The 19069-nt window shown below is 71.7% G+C and carries 11 protein-coding genes; 4 read left to right on the forward strand and 7 right to left on the reverse strand.

Annotated features, from left to right (window positions below):
* Positions 1 to 551 precede the first annotated feature (551 nt).
* The 3 genes from VFZ09_RS51005 to VFZ09_RS51015 form a co-directional block, all read right to left on the reverse strand.
* Positions 552 to 2558: a HEAT repeat domain-containing protein gene (locus VFZ09_RS51005; RefSeq protein WP_329735156.1), complete on the reverse strand. Its 2007-nt coding sequence runs from the start codon at positions 2556 to 2558 to the stop codon at positions 552 to 554.
* A gap of 97 nt (positions 2559 to 2655) precedes the next feature.
* Positions 2656 to 3180, reverse strand: a complete 525-nt coding sequence (locus tag VFZ09_RS51010; protein WP_329735214.1) for a DUF3592 domain-containing protein — start codon at positions 3178 to 3180, stop codon at positions 2656 to 2658.
* Entirely contained in the window at positions 3180 to 3629 is a 450-nt protein-coding gene (locus tag VFZ09_RS51015) for a response regulator (protein WP_329735157.1), read from the reverse strand. Before VFZ09_RS51015 ends, VFZ09_RS51010 begins: the two co-directional genes overlap by 1 nt.
* Before the next feature lie 241 nt (positions 3630 to 3870).
* Here VFZ09_RS51015 and VFZ09_RS51020 point away from each other — a divergent pair, with 241 nt between their 5' ends.
* Together VFZ09_RS51020 and VFZ09_RS51025 are read left to right on the forward strand one after the other, a co-directional pair.
* A complete protein-coding gene (locus VFZ09_RS51020) occupies positions 3871 to 5082 on the forward strand; it encodes a cytochrome P450 (protein WP_329735158.1) in 1212 nt (403 codons plus the stop codon).
* Positions 5083 to 5136: 54 nt separating this feature from the next.
* Entirely contained in the window at positions 5137 to 6006 is an 870-nt protein-coding gene (locus VFZ09_RS51025; RefSeq protein WP_329735159.1) for a YIP1 family protein, read from the forward strand.
* 13 nt (positions 6007 to 6019) lie between these two features.
* Here the strand turns inward: VFZ09_RS51025 and VFZ09_RS51030 are convergent, their stop codons facing one another.
* On the reverse strand, positions 6020 to 7072 hold the full coding sequence (locus VFZ09_RS51030) for a hypothetical protein (RefSeq protein ID WP_329735160.1): 1053 nt from the start codon (positions 7070 to 7072) through the stop codon (positions 6020 to 6022).
* A gap of 208 nt (positions 7073 to 7280) precedes the next feature.
* Here VFZ09_RS51030 and VFZ09_RS51035 point away from each other — a divergent pair, with 208 nt between their 5' ends.
* Positions 7281 to 10985, forward strand: coding sequence for a patatin-like phospholipase family protein (locus VFZ09_RS51035; protein WP_329735161.1), 3705 nt, complete (start codon positions 7281 to 7283; stop codon positions 10983 to 10985).
* On the opposite strand, the gene VFZ09_RS51040 is transcribed toward VFZ09_RS51035, so the two are convergent.
* On the reverse strand, positions 10982 to 13732 hold the full coding sequence (locus VFZ09_RS51040; RefSeq protein ID WP_329735162.1) for a VWA domain-containing protein: 2751 nt from the start codon (positions 13730 to 13732) through the stop codon (positions 10982 to 10984). The two genes, VFZ09_RS51035 and VFZ09_RS51040, sit on opposite strands and share 4 nt — an antisense overlap.
* A 454-nt stretch (positions 13733 to 14186) precedes the next feature.
* Between VFZ09_RS51040 and VFZ09_RS51045 the strand changes: the two genes are divergently transcribed.
* Positions 14187 to 18152 carry a serine/threonine-protein kinase gene (locus tag VFZ09_RS51045; protein ID WP_329735163.1) on the forward strand — a complete coding sequence of 1322 codons (3966 nt, stop codon included), beginning with the start codon at positions 14187 to 14189 and terminating at the stop codon, positions 18150 to 18152.
* Here VFZ09_RS51045 and VFZ09_RS51050 read toward each other — a convergent pair.
* Both VFZ09_RS51050 and VFZ09_RS51055 read right to left on the reverse strand, forming a co-directional pair.
* Positions 18149 to 18334, reverse strand: coding sequence for a hypothetical protein (locus VFZ09_RS51050; protein ID WP_329735164.1), 186 nt, complete (start codon positions 18332 to 18334; stop codon positions 18149 to 18151). The two genes, VFZ09_RS51045 and VFZ09_RS51050, sit on opposite strands and share 4 nt — an antisense overlap.
* A 40-nt stretch (positions 18335 to 18374) precedes the next feature.
* Positions 18375 to 19013, reverse strand: a complete 639-nt coding sequence (locus VFZ09_RS51055; RefSeq protein WP_329735165.1) for a class I SAM-dependent methyltransferase — start codon at positions 19011 to 19013, stop codon at positions 18375 to 18377.
* Positions 19014 to 19069: the final 56 nt, after the last annotated feature.

A 19069-nucleotide genomic window follows, 5' to 3' on the forward strand; every position in this document is an offset into this window, starting at 1 on the left:
CGAGACTTGCGGCGCTTCGGACCGCGCTGAGGCACTAATGGCCTGGAACCCGAGCCCCACGGCTCACACATAAAGAGCTGTGACAAGGAGAGCAGCGTGCGTGGAAGATCAGCATGGGGGTCAGTTGGGCGTAGCTCTCCAGCCCTTCCGCCCCGCCGCCCGGCAACAGCGCCAGCCCGGAAGCCTCCACGCGCGTGAGGGAGTGCCATCCCCCCGCCATGGCGGCAGGGAGCGGTGGCTCCATGGCTCCAGCAGGCGGGTCCTCTGGCCATTCCGCCTGGGAGAGCAGCAACAGCACCAGCAGTGTTGGCGTCATGAGGGCCTCCGGTGGAGACATCCCATGGTACCAGGAGCTTCCCCTCAAACCGGAGAGCCACGACAGAACAGTCAGCAGATGACTTGAGGAGTCGCCGCACCCTACCCACCTCCCAAGCCATATGGGCCGCTCCGGCAATCGCCACTCGGACAGCGCCTGTGGGAGCGGCGAAGTCACCGCCCTGGCGGGGTGCGGAGCCGGCCCCCCGCGGCCTGGGACAGCAGCAGCGGCGGGCTCAGCGGCCCGGGGGCCTCCCCCGCCGCAGGAACTCCAGCCGCTGCCGCGCTCCCCGGTGCTGCGAGTCGAACCGCAGCGCCTCCTCCAGCCGCTCCTTCGCCTTCGGCAGGTCTCCCTGGCGCGCGTACACATCCGCCAGCACCACCAGCATCTCGGCGTTGTACGGCTGCATGTCCAGGGAGCGCTCCAACTCCTGGACACCGGTGGTCAGGTCTCCCCGGCGCAGCGCCAGCTGGCCGAGCATCACGTGCGGCATCGTCAGCCCCTCCGACTCGGGCTGGTGCGCCAGCGCCTCCAGCGCCGCGAGCCCGCGCGAGTCTCCCACGCCCGCGAGCGGAATGGCGGCGGCCTGCCGCACCCACAGCGACTTGTCCTTCAGCAGCGGGGCGAGCACGTCCACCACGTCCCGCGTGCCCGTGGTGGCCAGCGCCTCGGCGATATCCGAGCGCAGCACCGGATCCGTGGCCGTGGCGAGCGCCGCCTTCAGCGCGGGCACCGCCTCCTTGTGGAAGCGCTGGGCCAGCAACTGGGCCGCCACGCCGCGCAGGGCCGGGGCCTCCTTCTTGTCCGCCAGCACCTGCTCCAGCGGCTCGCGGCTGTCCGCGGCCGTCTTCACCGCGATGGCGTCCGCCAGCCGCATGCGCCGTGCCTGCCGCTGCTTCGCGTTGGGCCACCACTTCTCCAGCGACTCCGCCATCGCCTCGGGCGAGGCCTTCTCGTGCGTGTGGCACGCGTTGCACCCGTTGGGGATGTCGTGCTTCACCGTGTTGCGCGGCACCGGCACGTCGATGGCGTGGTCCGCCAGGTGGTCCAGCACGCCCGACACCGTCGGCGGCATGTGGCAGGCCACGCAGTCCTGCGCCTCGACCGAGGTGTGGTGCGTGTGCCTGGAGCCCTCGGCGGCTTCCTTCGCATGGCAGCCCTGGCAGCTCGCCGAGCCCACCGTCACGCCCTTCGCGAGGTGCTTGGGCTGTTTGATCTCATTGTCCCCATGCTCCGCGTGGGGCGCGGTGTGGCAGGTGAGGCACGTGGCGCCGCCCTGCAGGTAGCAGCGGGACTGGGTGAGGGCCTGGTACTCGAAGCTGGATGTCTTCGGGCGCCCGTCCTCGAAGAAGTCGCCGGAGCGCTGGTTGCCCAGCATCACCACCATGGGCTGGTAGTAGTCCTCGTAGCGCTTGCCCGGCTGATACCGGTGCCCCGCGTCCAGCAACGGGAAGAGCGTGCGGTGCGGCCCGTGGCACTGCGCGCACACGGCCAGCGCCTGCTGGGGCGGAAGCTTCGACGGCTGGACGATGTCCTGGGTGAGCTGCGTCTCCACGTGGCGCGCGCCGGGGCCATGGCAGCTCTCGCAGGCCACGCCCGCGTCCGCGAAGCCGGTGCTCCACTTGTGGCTGCCCCGGTCGTAGCGCGTGTTGAGCCCGGTGACGTGGCAGTCCAGACACGAGTGCTGGCTGTTGCGCTGCCAGTTGGCCCAGAAGAAGGGATGGTCCGGCGTCAGCACGCCCTGCTTGGACTCGGAGTAGTCCACCCACTCGCCCTTGCCGGTGACGTGGTAGTAGATGGGCAGCACCTGCCAGCGCCCGTCCGGCATCATCGTGACGGGATCCTGCATCCGCTTGCCGCCCACCACCCAGTCCACCGGGTACACACCGAGCGCGCCGCCCGGCCCCTTCGTGCGCATGGCGTAGTGCGCGTCCTGGGAGATCATCCACGCCTCGCTGGAGTCTCCCTGGTAGTGGGCGTTGCGGAAGTCGCCGACCACGGAGTCCGGGGTGGCCTCCGAGAGCGCACGGGCATGCCAGTCCTTGCGCCACGCGGTGTGCTCGTCGTCATGGCACTCGCCGCACTTCTCCGAGCCGACGTAGCCAAGAGGCGGAGGCAGCAGCTCCGCCGTGGCCTTCCGCGCGGGCGGCATGGCCACGGGCGCAGCGGCTGGAGCAGCGGAGACGGCCGTCCGCGCCGGAGCGGCGGGCGGAGCGTCCGGCGTGGACGGGCGCCGGAGCACGACAGCCCCACCCGCCAACACGAGGAGGACGGCAACCGCGAGGAGGAGCGTACGGGAGCGGGGCATGTGAAAGGGGGGGCTTGGGTGAAACGCCATCTCAACCGCGTGTCGCCTGCGGAGGGGCCGTACCGCTTGGAGGCGACGCCCGCTGACGCCACCGTGCACGAAGGTCGCCGCGCAAAACATCCAGCAGCCCCGAGACGGCGAACAACATCATCGCCGCTCCGGCCGCGGTCACCACGTAGTCCGCCAGGCCCGCCAGTCCGCACTCGATGCAGGCAATCGACGGGTCCGCGGGCGAATAGTGCAGCTCGACGGGAGCGCCCACCGGGAAGCGCCGCACGTACGCGTTCGCCTCCGCCAGGTTGCCCGTGTCCATGGCGGCGAAGGCGATCGTCTCCGCCGTGTAGTGCTCCGCCCCCACCGTGTAGCTGTAGCGCACGTGCGGCCGGAAGCTCACCGAGCGCTTGCTGCGCAGCGTCTCCACCGAGGAGGACAGCACCGAGCCCTTCACCACCGGCCAGTGCTCGCTCGCCTTGGCCCGGTAGAGCATCCGCCCGCCCCCGAGGGCGAACGCGCCTCCGGCCACCAGCATCACCCACCCCAACAAGATTCTCTTCATCACGGCTCCACCTCACTCTTCGGGAGCCCCGGGCCATGGGTCGTGGAAATCTCCCGGCGCACGGTGGCCGTCAGGACCTTCATGTCCACCGGCTTGTCCAGGAAGGCATTCACTCCCAACCGCCGCGCGGCCTCACGCGTCGCGTCATCCGCGAAGGCCGACAGGATGACCACCGGGCAGAAGAGCCCGGCCGCCTGCGCCTGGTTGAGCACGTCCAACCCGGTGGGCCCCGGCATCCGCACATCCGACAGGATGAGATCCGGCGGCAGCAGCGGGCCGCCACACACCTGCGTCAACGACACGTAGTCGGACAGCTCGAAGCCATCCTCCAGCGCGACCACCGCGTAGCCCGCCCGCGCCAACGTCAGCGTGAGGAGCGAGCGCAACTCGGTGTCGTCCTCGGCCAGCAGGATGCGCGGAGGGTGGGGGTCCGAGGGAGGGGAAGACATCACGGCACACCACCCGGGCGGAGAGGGAACTGCCTTCCACAGCATGGCCTGTGCCAACGGGCTCCCCCCCTCACGGAGGGCCGCGTGGCGCCGGGTCATTCTGCCCCACGGGGGGCACTCTGCCCCAGGCCTCCCCACATCGAGAATCCGTCATCTCCGCCACCGCCGCGCACATCACCCGCGCATGGGGCCGCGACAGGCGTTATCCAGGGCCCCCCCTTCTCACCCTGGAGCGTCCATCTTGAGCACGAGCACCAACCGTCACGACCTGTGGGCACAGGAGGCGCGCGCCAACCCCCTGCCCGTCTACGCCCGCATGCGGCAGGAAGCGCCCCTCGTCCGGCTGCTCGACCCCTACTACAAGGTCCCCGTCTGGGTGGCGACCCGCTACAAGGACGCGGTGGAGCTGATGCGCGACCCGCGCTTCACCAAGGACATGCGCAAGCTGCCTGACGACTCACCGTCCAAGCAGCTTCGCTCCGAGGAGAGCGACGTCTTCAACCAGCACATGCTCTCGGCGGATCCGCCGGACCACACGCGCCTGCGCACGCTGGTGTCCAAGGCCTTCACCCCGCGCCGCGTGGAGGAGCTGCGCCCGCGCGTCACCGCCATCGCCCACCGGCTGCTGGACGCCGTGCAGGCGAGCGGCTCCATGGATCTGCTCGACGCCTACGCCTTCCCCCTGCCGGTGACGGTCATCGCCGAGCTGCTCGGCGTGCCCCAGGAGGACCAGGACCAGTTCCGCGAGTGGACGCACATCATCATCAACCCGCCCCTGGATGGAGACATGCAGACCATCCGCAAGGCCGGCATGCAGTTCGCCCAGTACTTCCAGACCCTGATGGCCAGACGCCGGGCCGAGCCGCGGGACGATCTGCTCAGCGCCCTGCTGGCCGTGGAGGAGCAGGGAGACCGGCTCTCGCCCAAGGAGCTCAGCAGCATGCTCTTCCTGCTGCTGGTGGCGGGCCACGAGACGACGGTGAACCTCATCGGCAATGGCGTCTGGGCGCTGCTCCACCACCCGGAGCAGCTGGAGCGGCTGCGCGCCAACCCGGCCCTCATCGAGTCCGCGGTGGAGGAGATGCTGCGCTTCCGCGGCCCGGTGGAGACCAGCACCCAGCGCTGGGCCACGCAGGAGCTCGAGTTCCGCGGCCAGAGGATTCCCGCGGGCGAGAGCGTGGTGGCCTCGCTGCTGGCGGCCGACCATGACCCCGAGCACTTCCCCGAGCCGGAGCGCTTCGACATCACCCGCGAGCCCAACCGGCACATCGCCTTCGGCTTCGGCATCCACTTCTGCCTGGGCGCGCCCCTGGCCCGGCTCGAGGGCACCCTCGCCATCAACCTGCTGCTGGAGCGCATGCCCCGGCTGCGCTTCGCGGAGGACCCGGCCCGGCTGCGCTGGCGCGACGGCATCCTCGTCAACGGCCTGCAGCGCCTGCCCGTGGCCTTCTGAGCCCACGCCTTCCGGAAGCACCGCGCGGGGGGTTCATGCCAGGATGGGTGGCGCATGAACATCCCGTGTCCCTATTGCCAGCATCCCATCACCCCCGGAGCCACGACGTGTCCGGGTTGTGGCACCTCCCTGCTGCGGGAGGCCACGCCGCAGAGCGCCGAGCCCACGTGCGGCTACCACCCCCGGCGCCTGAGCCTGGCCATCTGCGACCGCTGCGGCACCTTCGCCTGCGCCGAGTGCCTGCGGCTCAACTCGCGCCAGGAGGTGGTGTGCCAGCGCTGCCATGCGCTCGAGCAGGACACGCCGCTGCCGTGGGACTTGCGCGAGGAGCTGGGCACCTTCACCGCCTGGTGGAAGACGGTGGTGGCCGTGATGTTCCACCCGGACACCTTCCCCACCTTCCGTCCCGAGGGCAGCGCCGGTGAGTCCCTGCTGTTCGCCGTGCTGTGCGCCGTGCCCACCAGCATCGTGGGGGGCCTCTCCTATATGGGCTTCCTCTCCTTCGTGCCCTACCTGCTCTCCTCGGGGAACCCGTCCAGGGACAGCGTCCCCTCGTGGTTGGGGCCCGCCATGTTCGTGGCCATCATGATCCTCGGCCCGCTGCTCTCCGCGGCCTACACCGTCATCCAGGCGGGGCTCGACCACCTGGTGCTGAAGATGGGCGGCGTCACCCGGGGCTTCCAGGTGACGCTCCGGGCCAACGCCTTCTCCCAGGCGCCCTGGCTGCTCGGCGCGGTGCCGTGCATCGGCCCCTACGTGGCGCCCGTCTGGGGGCTGGTGGCCCGCGTCTTCGCCTACCGCGGGCTGCACCGGACGAGCTGGGGCGTGGCGCTCGCGGGATGCCTGGTCACGCCCCTGCTCTCCTGCTGCCTGTGCGGCGGCATCTACCTCTCGCTGATCCGCACCCTGGGCGGCTTCAACTGAGCCACCGCGTGCCTCAGAGGGCGTAGCTGGCGTAGCAGGTGCCCACCGGGCCGCTGCCCGTGGTGGGCGCGTTCGGCGCCGAGAGCCACGCGCCCTCGGAGCCACACTGGTGCCACTGCAGGTCCCCACTGGACTGCACGCACGTGCGCGCCGGCACCGAGCGGCCCAGGGTGGCGGACGAGCACCACGGCCAGGACGCCGTGCAGGTGGTGGGCTTGGTGGTGGTGCCCGCCGTGAAGGTGCCGTCGGCCTGGCACTGCCGCCAGATGGCGTCCGAGGAGCTCTGCACGCACACGCCCACGGCCACGTTCGCCTCCACCGTGCCCGAGTAGCACGTGACGGTGGAGCCGCCGGTGCCCCAGGCGTACTCGCCCTTGAACTGGTTGTACTTCACCGCCACCAGCGACGAGCCGCCGATGTCCGTGCGGCCGCACTGGATGGCGTACGCGCCCACCCACGGGGTGTACGTGTAGAGCGCCGCGGTGGCTTTGTTGACCGGCTTCACCGAGCACGGGTCCGAGGTGCTCTTCGTCACGCCAGGCTTCCACCCGGAGATGGTGGCCCGGCCCGCGTCCAGGTCCGTGAGGTAGCCGCGCAGCTTCTTCGCCGAGCACTCGATCTGATTGCCGAAGCCCGCGTAGGACACGGTGCACCCGCCGCTGTCCGGGCAGCCACAGCCGGTGGCCTTGGCCAGGTTGGTGGAGGTGCCGCTGGTGATGAGGCTCGACTCCGTCTGGATGCGCGCCAGCATGTACAGCGGGCTGATGGTGTACGCCTTGGAGCGCTCCACGATGAGCGTCGCCGCCGTCTTGTTGCTCCAGGCCGGATCCTTGTAGGTGGCCAGGTACGAGCCCTTCTGCTGCAGGAACGCCTGCACCTGCGCCACCGTGATCCACTGGCCGCCGGTGATGTCCGTGTCCTCCAGCAGCCGGTGCATGTCGTACTCGGTGGTGGCCGGCTCGAGCACCTGGCCCGTGAGCTCGTCCACCACGGCCTCGTCCTCGGACGGGCCGCAGCCCACGGCCCACAGGGCCGGCAACAACCACAGCGCGTATCGCAGCTTCATCGCGTGCCTCGGGGATGGCCGCGCAGCCGGACGGGGGAGGCCCGGCTCCACGGCGGGGGGAGCGCGCGTCTTAGCACCCGCAAAGGCAGCATTTCCTGTTTTTTCCGAATCTTGGAAGAAACCAACACTCGCGTCTGGCCCGGGGGCAATGCCCGCCGCGGGAGGGCGGACCTACCGTGCGAGGGCGGGAACGTGCCCGGAGAGAGCCATGCGCAAGCCATCCAGGCCCACCGGGGAGGAGGGAGCGAGCATCGACAGCCGCCTGCTGGCGCGAGAGCGGCGGTACCTGGACAGGACGCGCGCGAGGCGGCCCCGAGGCGCGAAACAGGGGACGCCGGCGCCGGTGACGCCCCAGCTCGTCAGCGACCGGCGGGACTTGTGCGGCCTGGCGCTCTCGGGCGGAGGCATGCGCAGCGCGACGTTCAACCTGGGACTGTTGCAGGGCCTGCACCAGCTGGGGTTGCTGGAGATGTTCGACTACCTCGCCACCGTCTCGGGCGGGGGGTACATCGGTGGCTTCTGGACGGCGTGGCGGCACTACCACGGCAAGCGGACCCGCCAGGGCCACGCGGCCCGGAGGACGTGGGAGTCCCGGCTCTTTCCCACCACCACCCAGGGCTCTCGCGGGGCGAAGCTCCCCGAGGTCAGCCACCTGCGGGAGTTCAGCAACTTCCTCAATCCCCGGCTGGGCCTGATGAGCCTCGACACGGGGCGGCTGCTCGTCGCGGCCCTGAGCGCCGTCCTCCCCGCGCTCCTCGCGGCCCTCTCGCTCCTCATCCTGGCGCCCCTGCTGTGGCGGCAGCTCGCCCGGTTCCTGCTCGTCGAGTGGTCACCCTGGGACGGGCCGCCGCCCGTGGGGCTGGGCATCTCGTATGCGTTGATGCTCCTGATGACGGGCGGAGGGCTCTTCTTCTTCGAGTGGCTGCTGGCCCGGCAGAACGAGCAGGTGAGGCTCGCCCGGAACATCCCCCCGCCGAGCCAGGAGGACGCCCAGGAGCTCGAGTTCCGGAGGTTCGGCTACTACCTGCCCACCGCCTTGCTGGCGATGGGAGCCGTGTTGCTGCTCTGGTGGGGGCTCGTCCACGGCTACCATGACCGGATCGGCGCGAGGCGCGAGGGCCCCTGGCCGCCGGAGGCGCACACGGGCGACCTGGAGCCGCTCTACGTGTTCCTGCCGCCCCTGGCCTGGGTGGGAAGCATCGTCCTGCTGGTGATGCTCCGGTGGTTCGGCTCGCGCTACGTGACCGAGTGGATGCAGCGGACGAAGCTGGCCGCGGTCGAGCGCGTCATCAGCCGGCTGCTGCTGCTGGCGATCCTCTGGTCCATCTTCGCGGCGCTCTGGGTGGCCGGGGGCAGGTTGCACGGCTTCATCCTCGGGAGCGGAACCCCGGCCCAGGCCTACGCGGGCCTGGCGGGAGCGGTGACCGCGCTCACGGCCCTGCTCGCCAAGGCCCATCAATTCCTCGGGCGGCAGACGAGCAGACCGGTCAGCCCCAGCCTCAAAGAGCGGGTGAAGGCGCACCTGCCCAAGTGGCTGGGGTACGTGACGCTGGCGCTGGTGGCCCTGGGAATGGTGCTGCTCATCCACGCGGCGGAGCACGGGGGCTGGCTCACCGGGCTCCAGGTGGCGGCGGTGACCCTCACCGTGCTCACGCTGCTCCTCTTCGATCCCAACCTCGTGGGCCTGCACGTCTTCTACCGTGGCCGCATCGCGCGGACCTTCATCGGCGCGGCGCACGGAGAGGGACCCGGCCAGACCGAGCCCCACACGAAGGATGACCTGCCCCTGGACGATCTGCGGCCACGGCCCGGGCCGCTCCATCTCATCTGCTGCGCGGCGAACGATCTCTCCTCGGTGGACCCCATGGCCAACCTCTACCGGGGAGCCGACAGCGCGGTGCTCTCGAGCGTGGGCTTCTCCGTGGGCAAGGAGTGGAAGAGCTGGAAGAGGCTGCGCAAGGAGGGAGGCACGGTCCCCACGCTGGCCTCGGCGATGACGGCCTCCGGAGCGGCCTTCAACTCGCACATGGGCGCCGTGTCCATGCGGCTGGGCAAGGCGGTCACCTTCCTGATGACGGCCTTCAACCTCCGGCTCGGCCTCTGGAGTCCCCACCCGACCCGCGCCCACCGGCGCTGGTACGAGCAGCTCTTCGTGGGGCTGCCCTTCTACAAGGAGCTGCTCGGCCGCTCACGGGCGCGCAGCCGGGACGTGCTGCTGTCGGACGGCGGCCACTTCGAGAACCTGGCGCTCTACGAGCTGGTGCGCCGCCACTGCCGGTTCATCCTCGTCTCCGACTGCGGCACGGACTCGGGCACCACCTTCGACGACTTCGCCAATGCCGTGCGGCGCGTGCGCGAGGACTTCGGCGTGGAGCTGCGCATCGACCTCTCGCCCCTGCGCGCCGCGGAGGGAGGACTGTCGCGCCAGCCCATCGTCGTGGGGGACATCGAATACCCGGACGGCGACACCGGGGTGCTGTTGTTGCTCAAACCCACGCTGACGGGGAACGAGCCGCCCGACGTCAGACAGTACAAGGCGCGCAACGTGGACTTCCCGCACGAGACGACGGGGGACCAGTTCTACGACGAGGCGCAGTGGGAGGCGTACCGCCGGCTGGGCGAGCACGCCGCGCTCACGGCCTTCCGGCCCCTGCGGGAGGCCACGGAGCGGAGCAAGGAGCGGGCCGCGCAGCTCTTCGCCCGGGCCCGCTCCGATTGGATGCCCGTGCCCGAGGGCTACCAGGAGCGATTCTCGCGCTTCGTGGCGCGCGCCGCCGAGCTCGACGCCATGCTGCAACAGCAGACGTCCGGAAGGCTGTTCCGCGAGGTCTTCAAGGAGATCAACGAGCTGGACCGGGAGGCCAAGGAGCAGGCCCCGATGCACGGGGGCACGCTGCGCAAGAGGTGGACGCGGCACAAGACGGGGGATGGAGACGGCCACCCGGAGGAGTTCAACCCCACGCCCCAGGAGCTGTCCGAGGCGCTCCACATCCTGCGGCTCGCGCTGCTCTTCATGGAGGAGGTGTTCCTCTCCGAGGATCTCGCCACCCACTACAACCATCCGGCCTACCTGGGCCTGATGAACTACTTCGCGCGGTGGGCCTACTCGTCGCTCTTCCGGGCCTGGTGGCCGCTGCTGAAGACGCAGTACTCCCCGCGCTTCACCTACTTCCTGGAGAAGCGCTTCTACCTGCCGCCCATGGACAGGAAGGACATCGGGCGGCTGTCGCGGGAGGAGCATGGCTTCGCGATGTCCTGCTGGAGGCACCAGAGAGGCCGGCCCGCCCGGGACGAGACGCCCGAGGACCATCAGACGCCGCGTCCGGTCCCCCTCGAGCGGCTCATCTCCTATCAGCTCAAGATGCCCTGTGAGGGAGAGCCGCAGTACTACATCCAGGCCGCCCAGCTCATCGCGCGCACGCACCACGCCAACGGCAAGCCGCTGCTCTGGGATGCCGATGGGAGCGGAGGCCGGCAGGTGATGGTGTGGCAGGGTGACGACTTCTACGTGCCGCCCGGGCTGTGGGGCGCCGGCATCCGCGAGGACTTCCTGCGGCGCATCACCTCGTCCACCGAGCTGTTGGAGAACAAGGCCTTCGACGTCTCGCGCGGGACGCTGATGGCGGTGAGGTTGCTGGTGGACCGGGAAGCCTCGGCCGCCAGGCGGCACCGGTGGGCGGAGGAGGTGCAGTTCTACCGCTCGCATGGTTTCGAGGAGCCCGGGCCCGAGCTGGCGCAGTGGCTCACCACGGACATCGAAAGGGAGCTCACCGCGGATCCCGCCCTGCCCTGGGACAGGAGAGCGGACGTGCACTGGCTGCCGTACTGGCTGGTGCGGACCTACAACCCCGTGGAGGAGCCCTCGCCGCACCCGAAGCCCCGTCCCGAGCGGGAGGGCGCGCCCCTGCACTAACGCCCCATGCGGCGGCGGGCCCGCTCCCGGGCGGCCTCGAGCGCCGAGTCCACGCTCCGCTCCTCGCGCGGCTTCGTCTCGGGCGCGGCGGCGGCCGGAGCTTCCGGACCCGTCCCGGCCGCGGGCCTGCTCGTGGGCGGAGTCGCGGCGGAGGAAGCCGGCATGCCCGGCACCGCCACGGCCGCTGGAGTGGAGGCGGCCACCGCGCGCCGGAGCCTCGGGCCCGACAGGAAGCGGCGCACCCCCACCTCCGCCAGCAGCACCGCCACCGCCAGGGCCACCAGCCAGGGCGCCAGCGCCACGCGGCCCTCGGACTCGGGCGCCTCCGCGAAGAGGCCCGTCATGGAGAGCCGCTCCAGCCCTCCACCCACCGCCGCCACCCCGCGCAGCACCGCCAGGCCCTCCTGGGCACTGCCGGGCTCGAACTCGGGCGCGTAGGGCAGCGTCACCGGAGGCGCCCGCAGCACCCGCCCGCCCAGCTTCACCACCGGGTGCCACGTGCCACTGCCCGGCAGCGTGTACTCGGCCGCCACCCGGTCCTCGTCCTCCCAGCGCATGGGCAGCTCCACCGGCGCGCCCCGCCCGTCTCCCGGCAGCAGCACCAGCGAGGGCAGCGCGCCCGGCAACGCCTCTCCCGGCGCGAAGTCCAGCGTCACCCGCAGCTGGTTGCCCCGCCGCTCCGAGCGCGCCACCGCCTCGCCCGCGTCCCCCGCGCCGCCCATGCTCCAGCGCACCATGCCCTCCAGCGCCGCGCGCAGCCCGCTCCAGGTGCGCAGCTCGCCGGTGAAGGCCCCATCCACCTCCGCCATGAGGGCCACCACCCGCCCCGAGCCGCGCGGCCACAGCGCCAGCACCGGCGCCGCGTTGTCGTCCAGCGTCCGCAGCGCCACGCTCGCGCGCGGCCGCAGGTACGTGAGGTTGTAGCCGCCAATCTGCGGCAGCCCCATCGCCGGCAGCCTGCCGAGCAGCGGCAGGTCCGGCGCCGCCTCCAGCGAGGCGGGCTCGTCCACGAAGGTGGCCCGCGCCACGGCGATGGTCTCCTGGCTGAAGATGCGCGGCAGGCTCATCGCGTCCTCGGCGAAGTAGATGCGGCCTCCGCCCTTCACCGCGATCTCCTCGAGCAGCGCCGCGTCCGGGTCCGACTTCGAGCCCAGGCCGATGACGGACACCGTCACCTTCTGGCGCCGCAGCTCCGCGAGCGTCTTCAGGAAGTCGTCCGGCTCCTCCGAGTCCGCCGCGTCCGAGAAGAGCAGCACGTGCCGCGTGAGCTTGTCGCTGCGAAGAATCTGCTCGCGGCCCTCGCGCAGGGCCTCGCCCACGAAGATGCCGCCTCCGCCGCTGAAGCCGCGCGACACCGCGTCCAGCGGCAGCCCGTTCTCCACGGGGCTCATCGGGAAGATTTCGTGCACCTGGGTGTCCACCATGTGCACGGACACCTCGTCCTTCTCGTTGAGCAGCGTGAGCGCGCCCACCACGCCCTCGGCGGCCACCTCCATCTTCGTGCGCCCGTCCGCCACGGTGGCGCCCATGGAGCAGCTGCAGTCCATCAGCACGCTCATGGCCAGGGCCGTGCGGCGCTGCTCCTCGCGCATCTCCAGCGACACCGGCAGCAGCGGCTCCACCGGCGAGCGGCGGTAACCTCCCTCGCCGAAGCTGGAGCGGCCACCCGTCATCACCAGCCCGCCACCGGCCTGCTCCACGTACGCGGCCAGCACGTTCAGCGCCGGCTCGCCGAGCTGGTTCGCATCCACGTTCTCCAGCACCACCGTGCCCACGCCGTCCAGCGCATCGAGCGTCACGGGGAAGGGCGCGCGCACCTCCAGCAGCAGCCCCGCCGAGCGCAGCGCCCGGGCCAGCGTGCCCTCGGGCTGCTTCGTGAGCAGCAGCACCCGGGGAGGGCCCTCCACCCGCAGCACCGCCTGCCCCACGTCGTTCTCCACCACGCCATCGCCCGGCGCCTCCACCGTCAGCCGGTAGGCCACGAGGCCCGGCTCGTCCACCAGGTCGCGGAAGGGCAGCAGGTTGGGCCCGGCCTGGAAGTCGAAGGGACCCTTCACCCGCACGCGGCCGTTGCGCTCCAGGCGCACCGTGCCGGAGACGGGCGCCGAGGCCACCACCACCCCGCTCATCTGGAAGGGCTCGTGCGCCTTCACCGCGGCGGGCACGTCCAGCGAGAGCACGGCGAGGTCGAGCGGCGAGTCCTCGCGCGCCACGTGGCGGAAGTCCACGGCGATGCCCCGGGCCGCCAGCCTGCGCGCCGCGCCGCGAGCGTCCGCGCCGGTGGCCCGTCCATCGGACACCACCAGCACCCGGCCCGTGCGGCCCGGAGGAATGAGCGCCCCCGCCGCGTCCAGCGCCGCCGACAGGTCCGAGGCCTCCCCGTCCACCGGCCGGGTGAAGCCGCCGAAGCGCCCCGCCTCCGACAGCGGCTGCTCCACCCGCGCCTCACGGCCGAAGGAGATGACGCCCACCCTGTCGCCGGTGCGCCGCTGCGTCTCCAGCAGGCCCACCAGCTCCGCGGCCACGCGCCCCGCGTCGGCCGGCATGGAGCGCGAGCGGTCCACCACCACCACCACGTCACTGCCCGCGTGGCGCAGCACCCACTCGGGGCCGGCCAGCGCGCCCACCACGAGCAGCAGCAGCGCCCACCGCAGCGCCATGGGGGGACCGGGCCGCTGGCCTCGCTTCCACAGGAAGAGGCCCAGCGGGAGGAGGAGCACCAGCGCCTGCGGTAGGGAGAAGCTCATGGAGGAGGTCGCGCCATGCTACCCACCCGGCCCCACCCGGGGAAAGGGGACCCGGGCGCTACGGCACGTCCACCGCGCGCCCCCCGAACGGAGGATCCGCCTGTAGAGCAGCGGGCTCTGGAGCAGGACCTCCTCGTCACTCGAGGGACTTCCTCGACCCGGGCCCGCGCGACCGGAGCGTTGATCACCATCACCTCCGGCACGCCTCCCGACGTGAAGCCGCCGAACTTGAAGCAATCCGTGTCCTCGGCGCTGGTGCACTTCCACACGCCCGGCTCGCTCTCGACGGGCAGACGCGCGCAGACCCCGCTGGCGTCGAGGTCGAGCGTCATCATCCGCAGCGTCCCCTCGAAGTTCTTCGCCGGCAGCGTATACGACTCGGAGTGCGCGGCCCGGGTCTCCCGACTGCCCGGGGGTAGGCTCCCCTGGGAGTCCGGCCCTAGACTCCGCCCCCATGGACAGCACCCTCCTCCGCCGGCCCCCGTCCGAGCCCCCCGCGCCATCGGCCGCGTCGCTGCCGGTGGGCACCGTCATCGCCGGCCGCTTCACCGTGGAGGAGCTCGCGGGCCGCGGCGGCATGGGCACCGTCTACCGCGCCACGGACGCCCTCTCCGGTCAGCCCGTCGCCCTCAAGCTGCTGCGCTCCTTCTCCAGCCCCGACGCCCCCCGCCGCTTCACCCGCGAGGCGGAAGTCCTCTCCTCCCTGCGCCACCCCGGCATCGTCGCCTACGTCGCCCATGGCCAGCACGGGCCGGAGCACCCCTTCCTCGCCATGGAGTGGCTGGAGGGGGAGACCCTCGCCCAGCGCCTCGCCGACGAGCCCCTGCGCCTGGAGGAAACGCTCGCCCTGCTGCGCCACGCCGCCCGGGCGCTCGCCTTCGCCCACCAACAGGGCGTCATCCACCGCGACCTCAAGCCCTCCAACCTCTTGCTGCGCCAGGGCCGTCCCGAGGACGTGGTGCTGTTGGACTTCGGCCTCGCCCGCAACATGCAGCCGTCCTCCTTCGTGACGGCCAGCCAGACGATGCTCGGCACCCCGGGCTACATGGCACCCGAACAGGTGTCGGGGCAGTCCTCGCCCACGCCCAGGACCGATATCTTCTCCCTGGGCTGTGTCCTCTACGAGTGCCTCACCGGCCAGCCGCCCTTCTCCGCGCCGCACCTGGTGGCCACCCTGGCCAAGATTCTCTTCACCGAACCGGCGCCCCTGCGCGAGCTGCGGCCCGAGCTGCCCGTGGCCCTGCTGGAGCTGGTGGAGCGCATGCTCGCCCGGGAGCCCGCCCACCGGCACTCGGATGCCACCCACCTGCTGGGGGCGCTGGAGGAGCTGGGCGCCTCGCTGGACACGGACACGGGCACCGCCTCGGCCCCGGACGTCCTTCCGCCCCGCCTGGCGGCAGCCGGGCAGCAACTCGTCACCGTGCTGCTGGCCGCTCCTCGCCTCAACACGGGGCACTTCCCGGTGGAACAGGACTCCCGGCAGGCACTGCGCGACTCGCTGCGCACCTTGCTGGCCCCGCGGGGCGCCCGGGTGGAGTTGCTGGCCGATGGCGCCCTGGTGCTCACCCTCGCCGCCTCCCTCGGCTCGGCCACCGACCCCGCCTCCCTCGCCGCACGCTGCGCCCTCTCGCTCCTCGAGCGCTGGCCCGAGGCCGTCGTCGTGCTCACCACCGGCCGCGGCTCCCTCGACTCCCACCTGCCGGTGGGCGAGGCCATGGACCGTGCCGGCCAGCTGCTGCGCCAGGCGGAGCCGCTCCCCACCCCCTCCGCCCCGGTACTGCTGGACGAGGTGACGGCGGGGCTGCTCGGGCCCGGCTTCCAGCTCTCCCGCTCCCCGTCCGGCGGCTTCCTGCTGCACGGCGAGCAGCCAGGTACCGACGAGTCGCGCCCCCTGCTGGGCAAGCCCACCCCGTGCGTGGGCCGCGAGCACGAGCTGGCCGTGCTGGAGATCGCCTTCGCGGCCTGTGTGGAGGAGCCGGGCGCCCAGGCGGTGCTGGTGACGGCCCCGGCGGGCACCGGCAAGTCCCGGCTGCGCCACGAGTTCCTCCGCCGCCTGGAGCACCACGCGCCGGCGCCCTTGGTGCTGCTGGGCCGGGGAGACCCCATGAGCGCGGGCTCGGCGGATGGACTGCTCGCCCAGGCCCTGCGCCGGCTGTGCGGCATTCGCGGCGGCGAGCCGCTCGAGGAACGCCGGGCGAAGCTGTCCCAGCGCCTCTCCCAGCACCTGCCCGAGGCGCGGGCCCGGGAGGTGGTGGAGTTCCTCGGCGAGCTGTGCGCCAGCCCCTTTCCCGATGAGCACAGCCCCCGCCTGCACGCCGCGCGTGGGGATCCCCAGATGATGAGCCTCCAGATGGGCCGGGCGCTGGTGGGCTTCCTCGAAGCCGAGTGCGCCCATCATCCGGTGCTGCTGGTGCTGGAGGACCTGCACTGGGGAGACCCGCTCTCGGTGCGGCTGATGGACGAGGCGCTGCGGGAGCTGGCCGAGCACCCCTTCCTGGTGCTGGCCCTGGCCCGGCCCGAGGTGGAGCAATTGCTGCCCGGCCCGTGGGCGCAACGCATGCAGCCCATGCCCCTGCGTGGACTGAGCCGCAAGGCCGGCGCCCGGCTGGTGCGCGAGATGCTGGGAGCGGACGCGCCCGGCGCCCTCGTCGACAGGCTGGTGGAGCAGTCGGCGGGCAACGCCCTCTTCCTGGAGGAGCTCATCCGCTCGGTGGTGGAGGGCCGGGGCGAGACTCCACCCGAAACGGTGCTGGCCATGTTGCAGGCGCGCCTGGCGCGGTTGGAGCCCGAGGCCCGTCAGGTGCTGTGGGCCGCCAGCTTCCTGGGCCGCACCTTCTGGAGGGGCGGCGTGCGGGCGCTCCTGGACGGGGGGATGACGGCGGAGGCGCTGAAGAGCTGGCTCCAGCACCTGGTGGAGCGGGAGTGGGTGGAGCCACAACGGGCCAGCCGCTTCCCCGGCGAGGAGGAGTACCGCTTCCGCCACGCGCTGGTGCGGGACGCGGCCTACGGACTGGTGCCCGACGGCCACAAACCCGGCGGTCACCGTCTGGCGGGCCAGTGGTTGGAGCAGGCCGGAGAGAGCGACCCGCGCGTGCTCGCCGAGCACGCCGTACTGGGCCAGCAGCCCGAGCGCGCCGTGCACTTCCTCACCCGGGCCGCCGAGCAGCACTTCGAGCGCCACGATCTCCCCGCCACGGTGCGGTGCGTGGACGCCGCCCTGGCCCTGGATGCCCGGGGAGCGGAGCTGACGCCCCTGCGCGCGCTCCAGGCCACCCTGGCCTTCTGGCTGGGTGACTTCACCCGGCTCTTCGACATGGGCCCGAAGGTGTTGGCCGAGCTGAGGGCCGGAAGCCGCCCGTGGTACTCGCTGCTCAGCGGGCTGTACCTGGGCCATGCCGTCAATGGGGGGCAGGAGGAGCTCTCGGCACTCGAGCGGGAGTTGCTGCGGACGCGGCCGGAACCGGGGGCCCGGGTGCCCAGCCTGGAGGCGCGCTGGGCCGTGATGTACATGCGCCTGTACAGCAGCGGCCGCCAGGAGGCCTCCGCGCTCCTGGCGCGCCTCGTCGAGCCGGACACCGAGGCCGTGCCCGAGGCGCGCATGGAGCAGGCCTTCAGCCGCTGCGCGGGGGGCTTCTACTCCTTCATCTTCGAGGCCCGGCCGTGGCAGGCCCACGTCTGGCTGGAGCAGGGGTATCGCGGGCTCTTCGAGGTGGGCATGGAACGTCTCGCGATGGGGGCCCAGGTGATGTGGGCGCATGCCCTGGAGGCGCTGGGGGACAGGGCCGGTGCCGAAGCCCTGTTCCGCGACAACCTGGCCCAGGCCCGGCGCTCGAGAATCCACGTCTCGGACATCTACGCACGGTTGAGTCTGGCCCTGTTGCTGGCGGGCAGCACCGACCCGGCCCGGAGAGAGGAGGCACGGGCCCTGGCGGACGGCCAGGAGCTCGCGGGCCGCAACATCCTCCCGGGTCTGGCGCACCTGTTGAAGGCGAAGCTGGCGGAGAACCGTGGCGCACGGGCCGAGGCCGAGACGCGGGCGCGCGAGGCCTGCGAGGTGCTGGCCTCCTTCGTCTTCCACCAGCACACGGCCCGGACGCTGTTGAGCCGGGTGCTGCTCGCCCAGGGGCGGGCGGCCGAGGCACGGGAGGTGGCGGCGCTCGGCGTGCGGCGGCTGGAGCAGGACGGCAGCGAGGGCTCCGGGGCCGTGGCCCTGCGGATGGCCCTGGCCGAGGCCTGCTTCGCCGGGGGAGACACCCACGCGGGCGAGGCGGCACTGCGTGAGGCCCTGCGTTACCTGCGCGAGCACGCTCGTGACATTCCGGACGCCGATGCCCGCGAGCGCTTCCTGCAACAGGTACCCGGGAACGCCCGCACGCTGGAGTGGGCGCGCCAGCGCTGGGGCGAGGCCGGAGTGCTCTAGCGCGCCCTGGCGGATGCGCGCCCTGTCGTGGACGGCTTCTGAATCAGCACGTCCGAGAGGTGGTTGGCGCGCAGCGCCCGCTCGAGCCAGAGGTCGAGCAGGTCCAGGTCGGTACAGCCCAGGATGCGCTGGCGGGACTTGCCATCCACGGACAGGCCGCGGGCGGCGAGGATCCGCAGCACGCTCTCCGCAAGTCCTTCGGCCCGCCCCTCCGCCCGTCCTTCAGCCTTCCCCTCGGCCCTTCCTTGCCGGCGTCCTTCTGCCCGGAGCCGCTGTCCCTCCGTCCACATCAGTTCCTCCGCTCGCTGTTCCCGCATCAAACAGGTTAATACCTGCCGGGTGACTTTTCCAGTCGTCTTCGTCCCCCGTTCCCGGAGGTAGTAGACGACTGCCTCCAGTTCCCGTTCTCCCTCGGGTGAAGCGTGGACTTCTCGGCACCAGCGCAACGAGGTGGCCGCCCGGCTTCAGGCTGTCGTGGATGTTCTGGCACATCCGCTCGAGCGCCTCGGGCTGCCCCGCGTAGTGCAGCAGCCACACGGCGGAGACGAGGTCGAAGTCACCGCCCAGCGAAGCACTGCTCACATCGTGGACGCGGTACTCGATGTCGAGCCCCGCCGCCGCGGCCTGCTGCCGGGCGATCCGGCTCATGTCCTCCGAGAGGTCGGCCCCCACCACGCGGGCCACGCCCCGCTGCCGGAAGAGCCGCGTGAGGAAGCCGCTACCACACGCGAGGTCCAGGACCGACTTCCCACGCAGCTCCCCGAGAAGCTCGAGAACGCGGGGGACCTCGACGAAGATCCGCAGCGGCATCTCCTCGGTGGAGGAGTACTGCTCGGCCACTCCATCGTATTGAGTGCTCATCCCCGGACTCTACTTCTCCCCATCTGGGCGTTGTCGAACAGTGGTACAGCGGCGTG

It is taken from the genome of Archangium sp. (genome assembly GCF_036277355.1).
Lineage (GTDB): Bacteria > Myxococcota > Myxococcia > Myxococcales > Myxococcaceae > Archangium.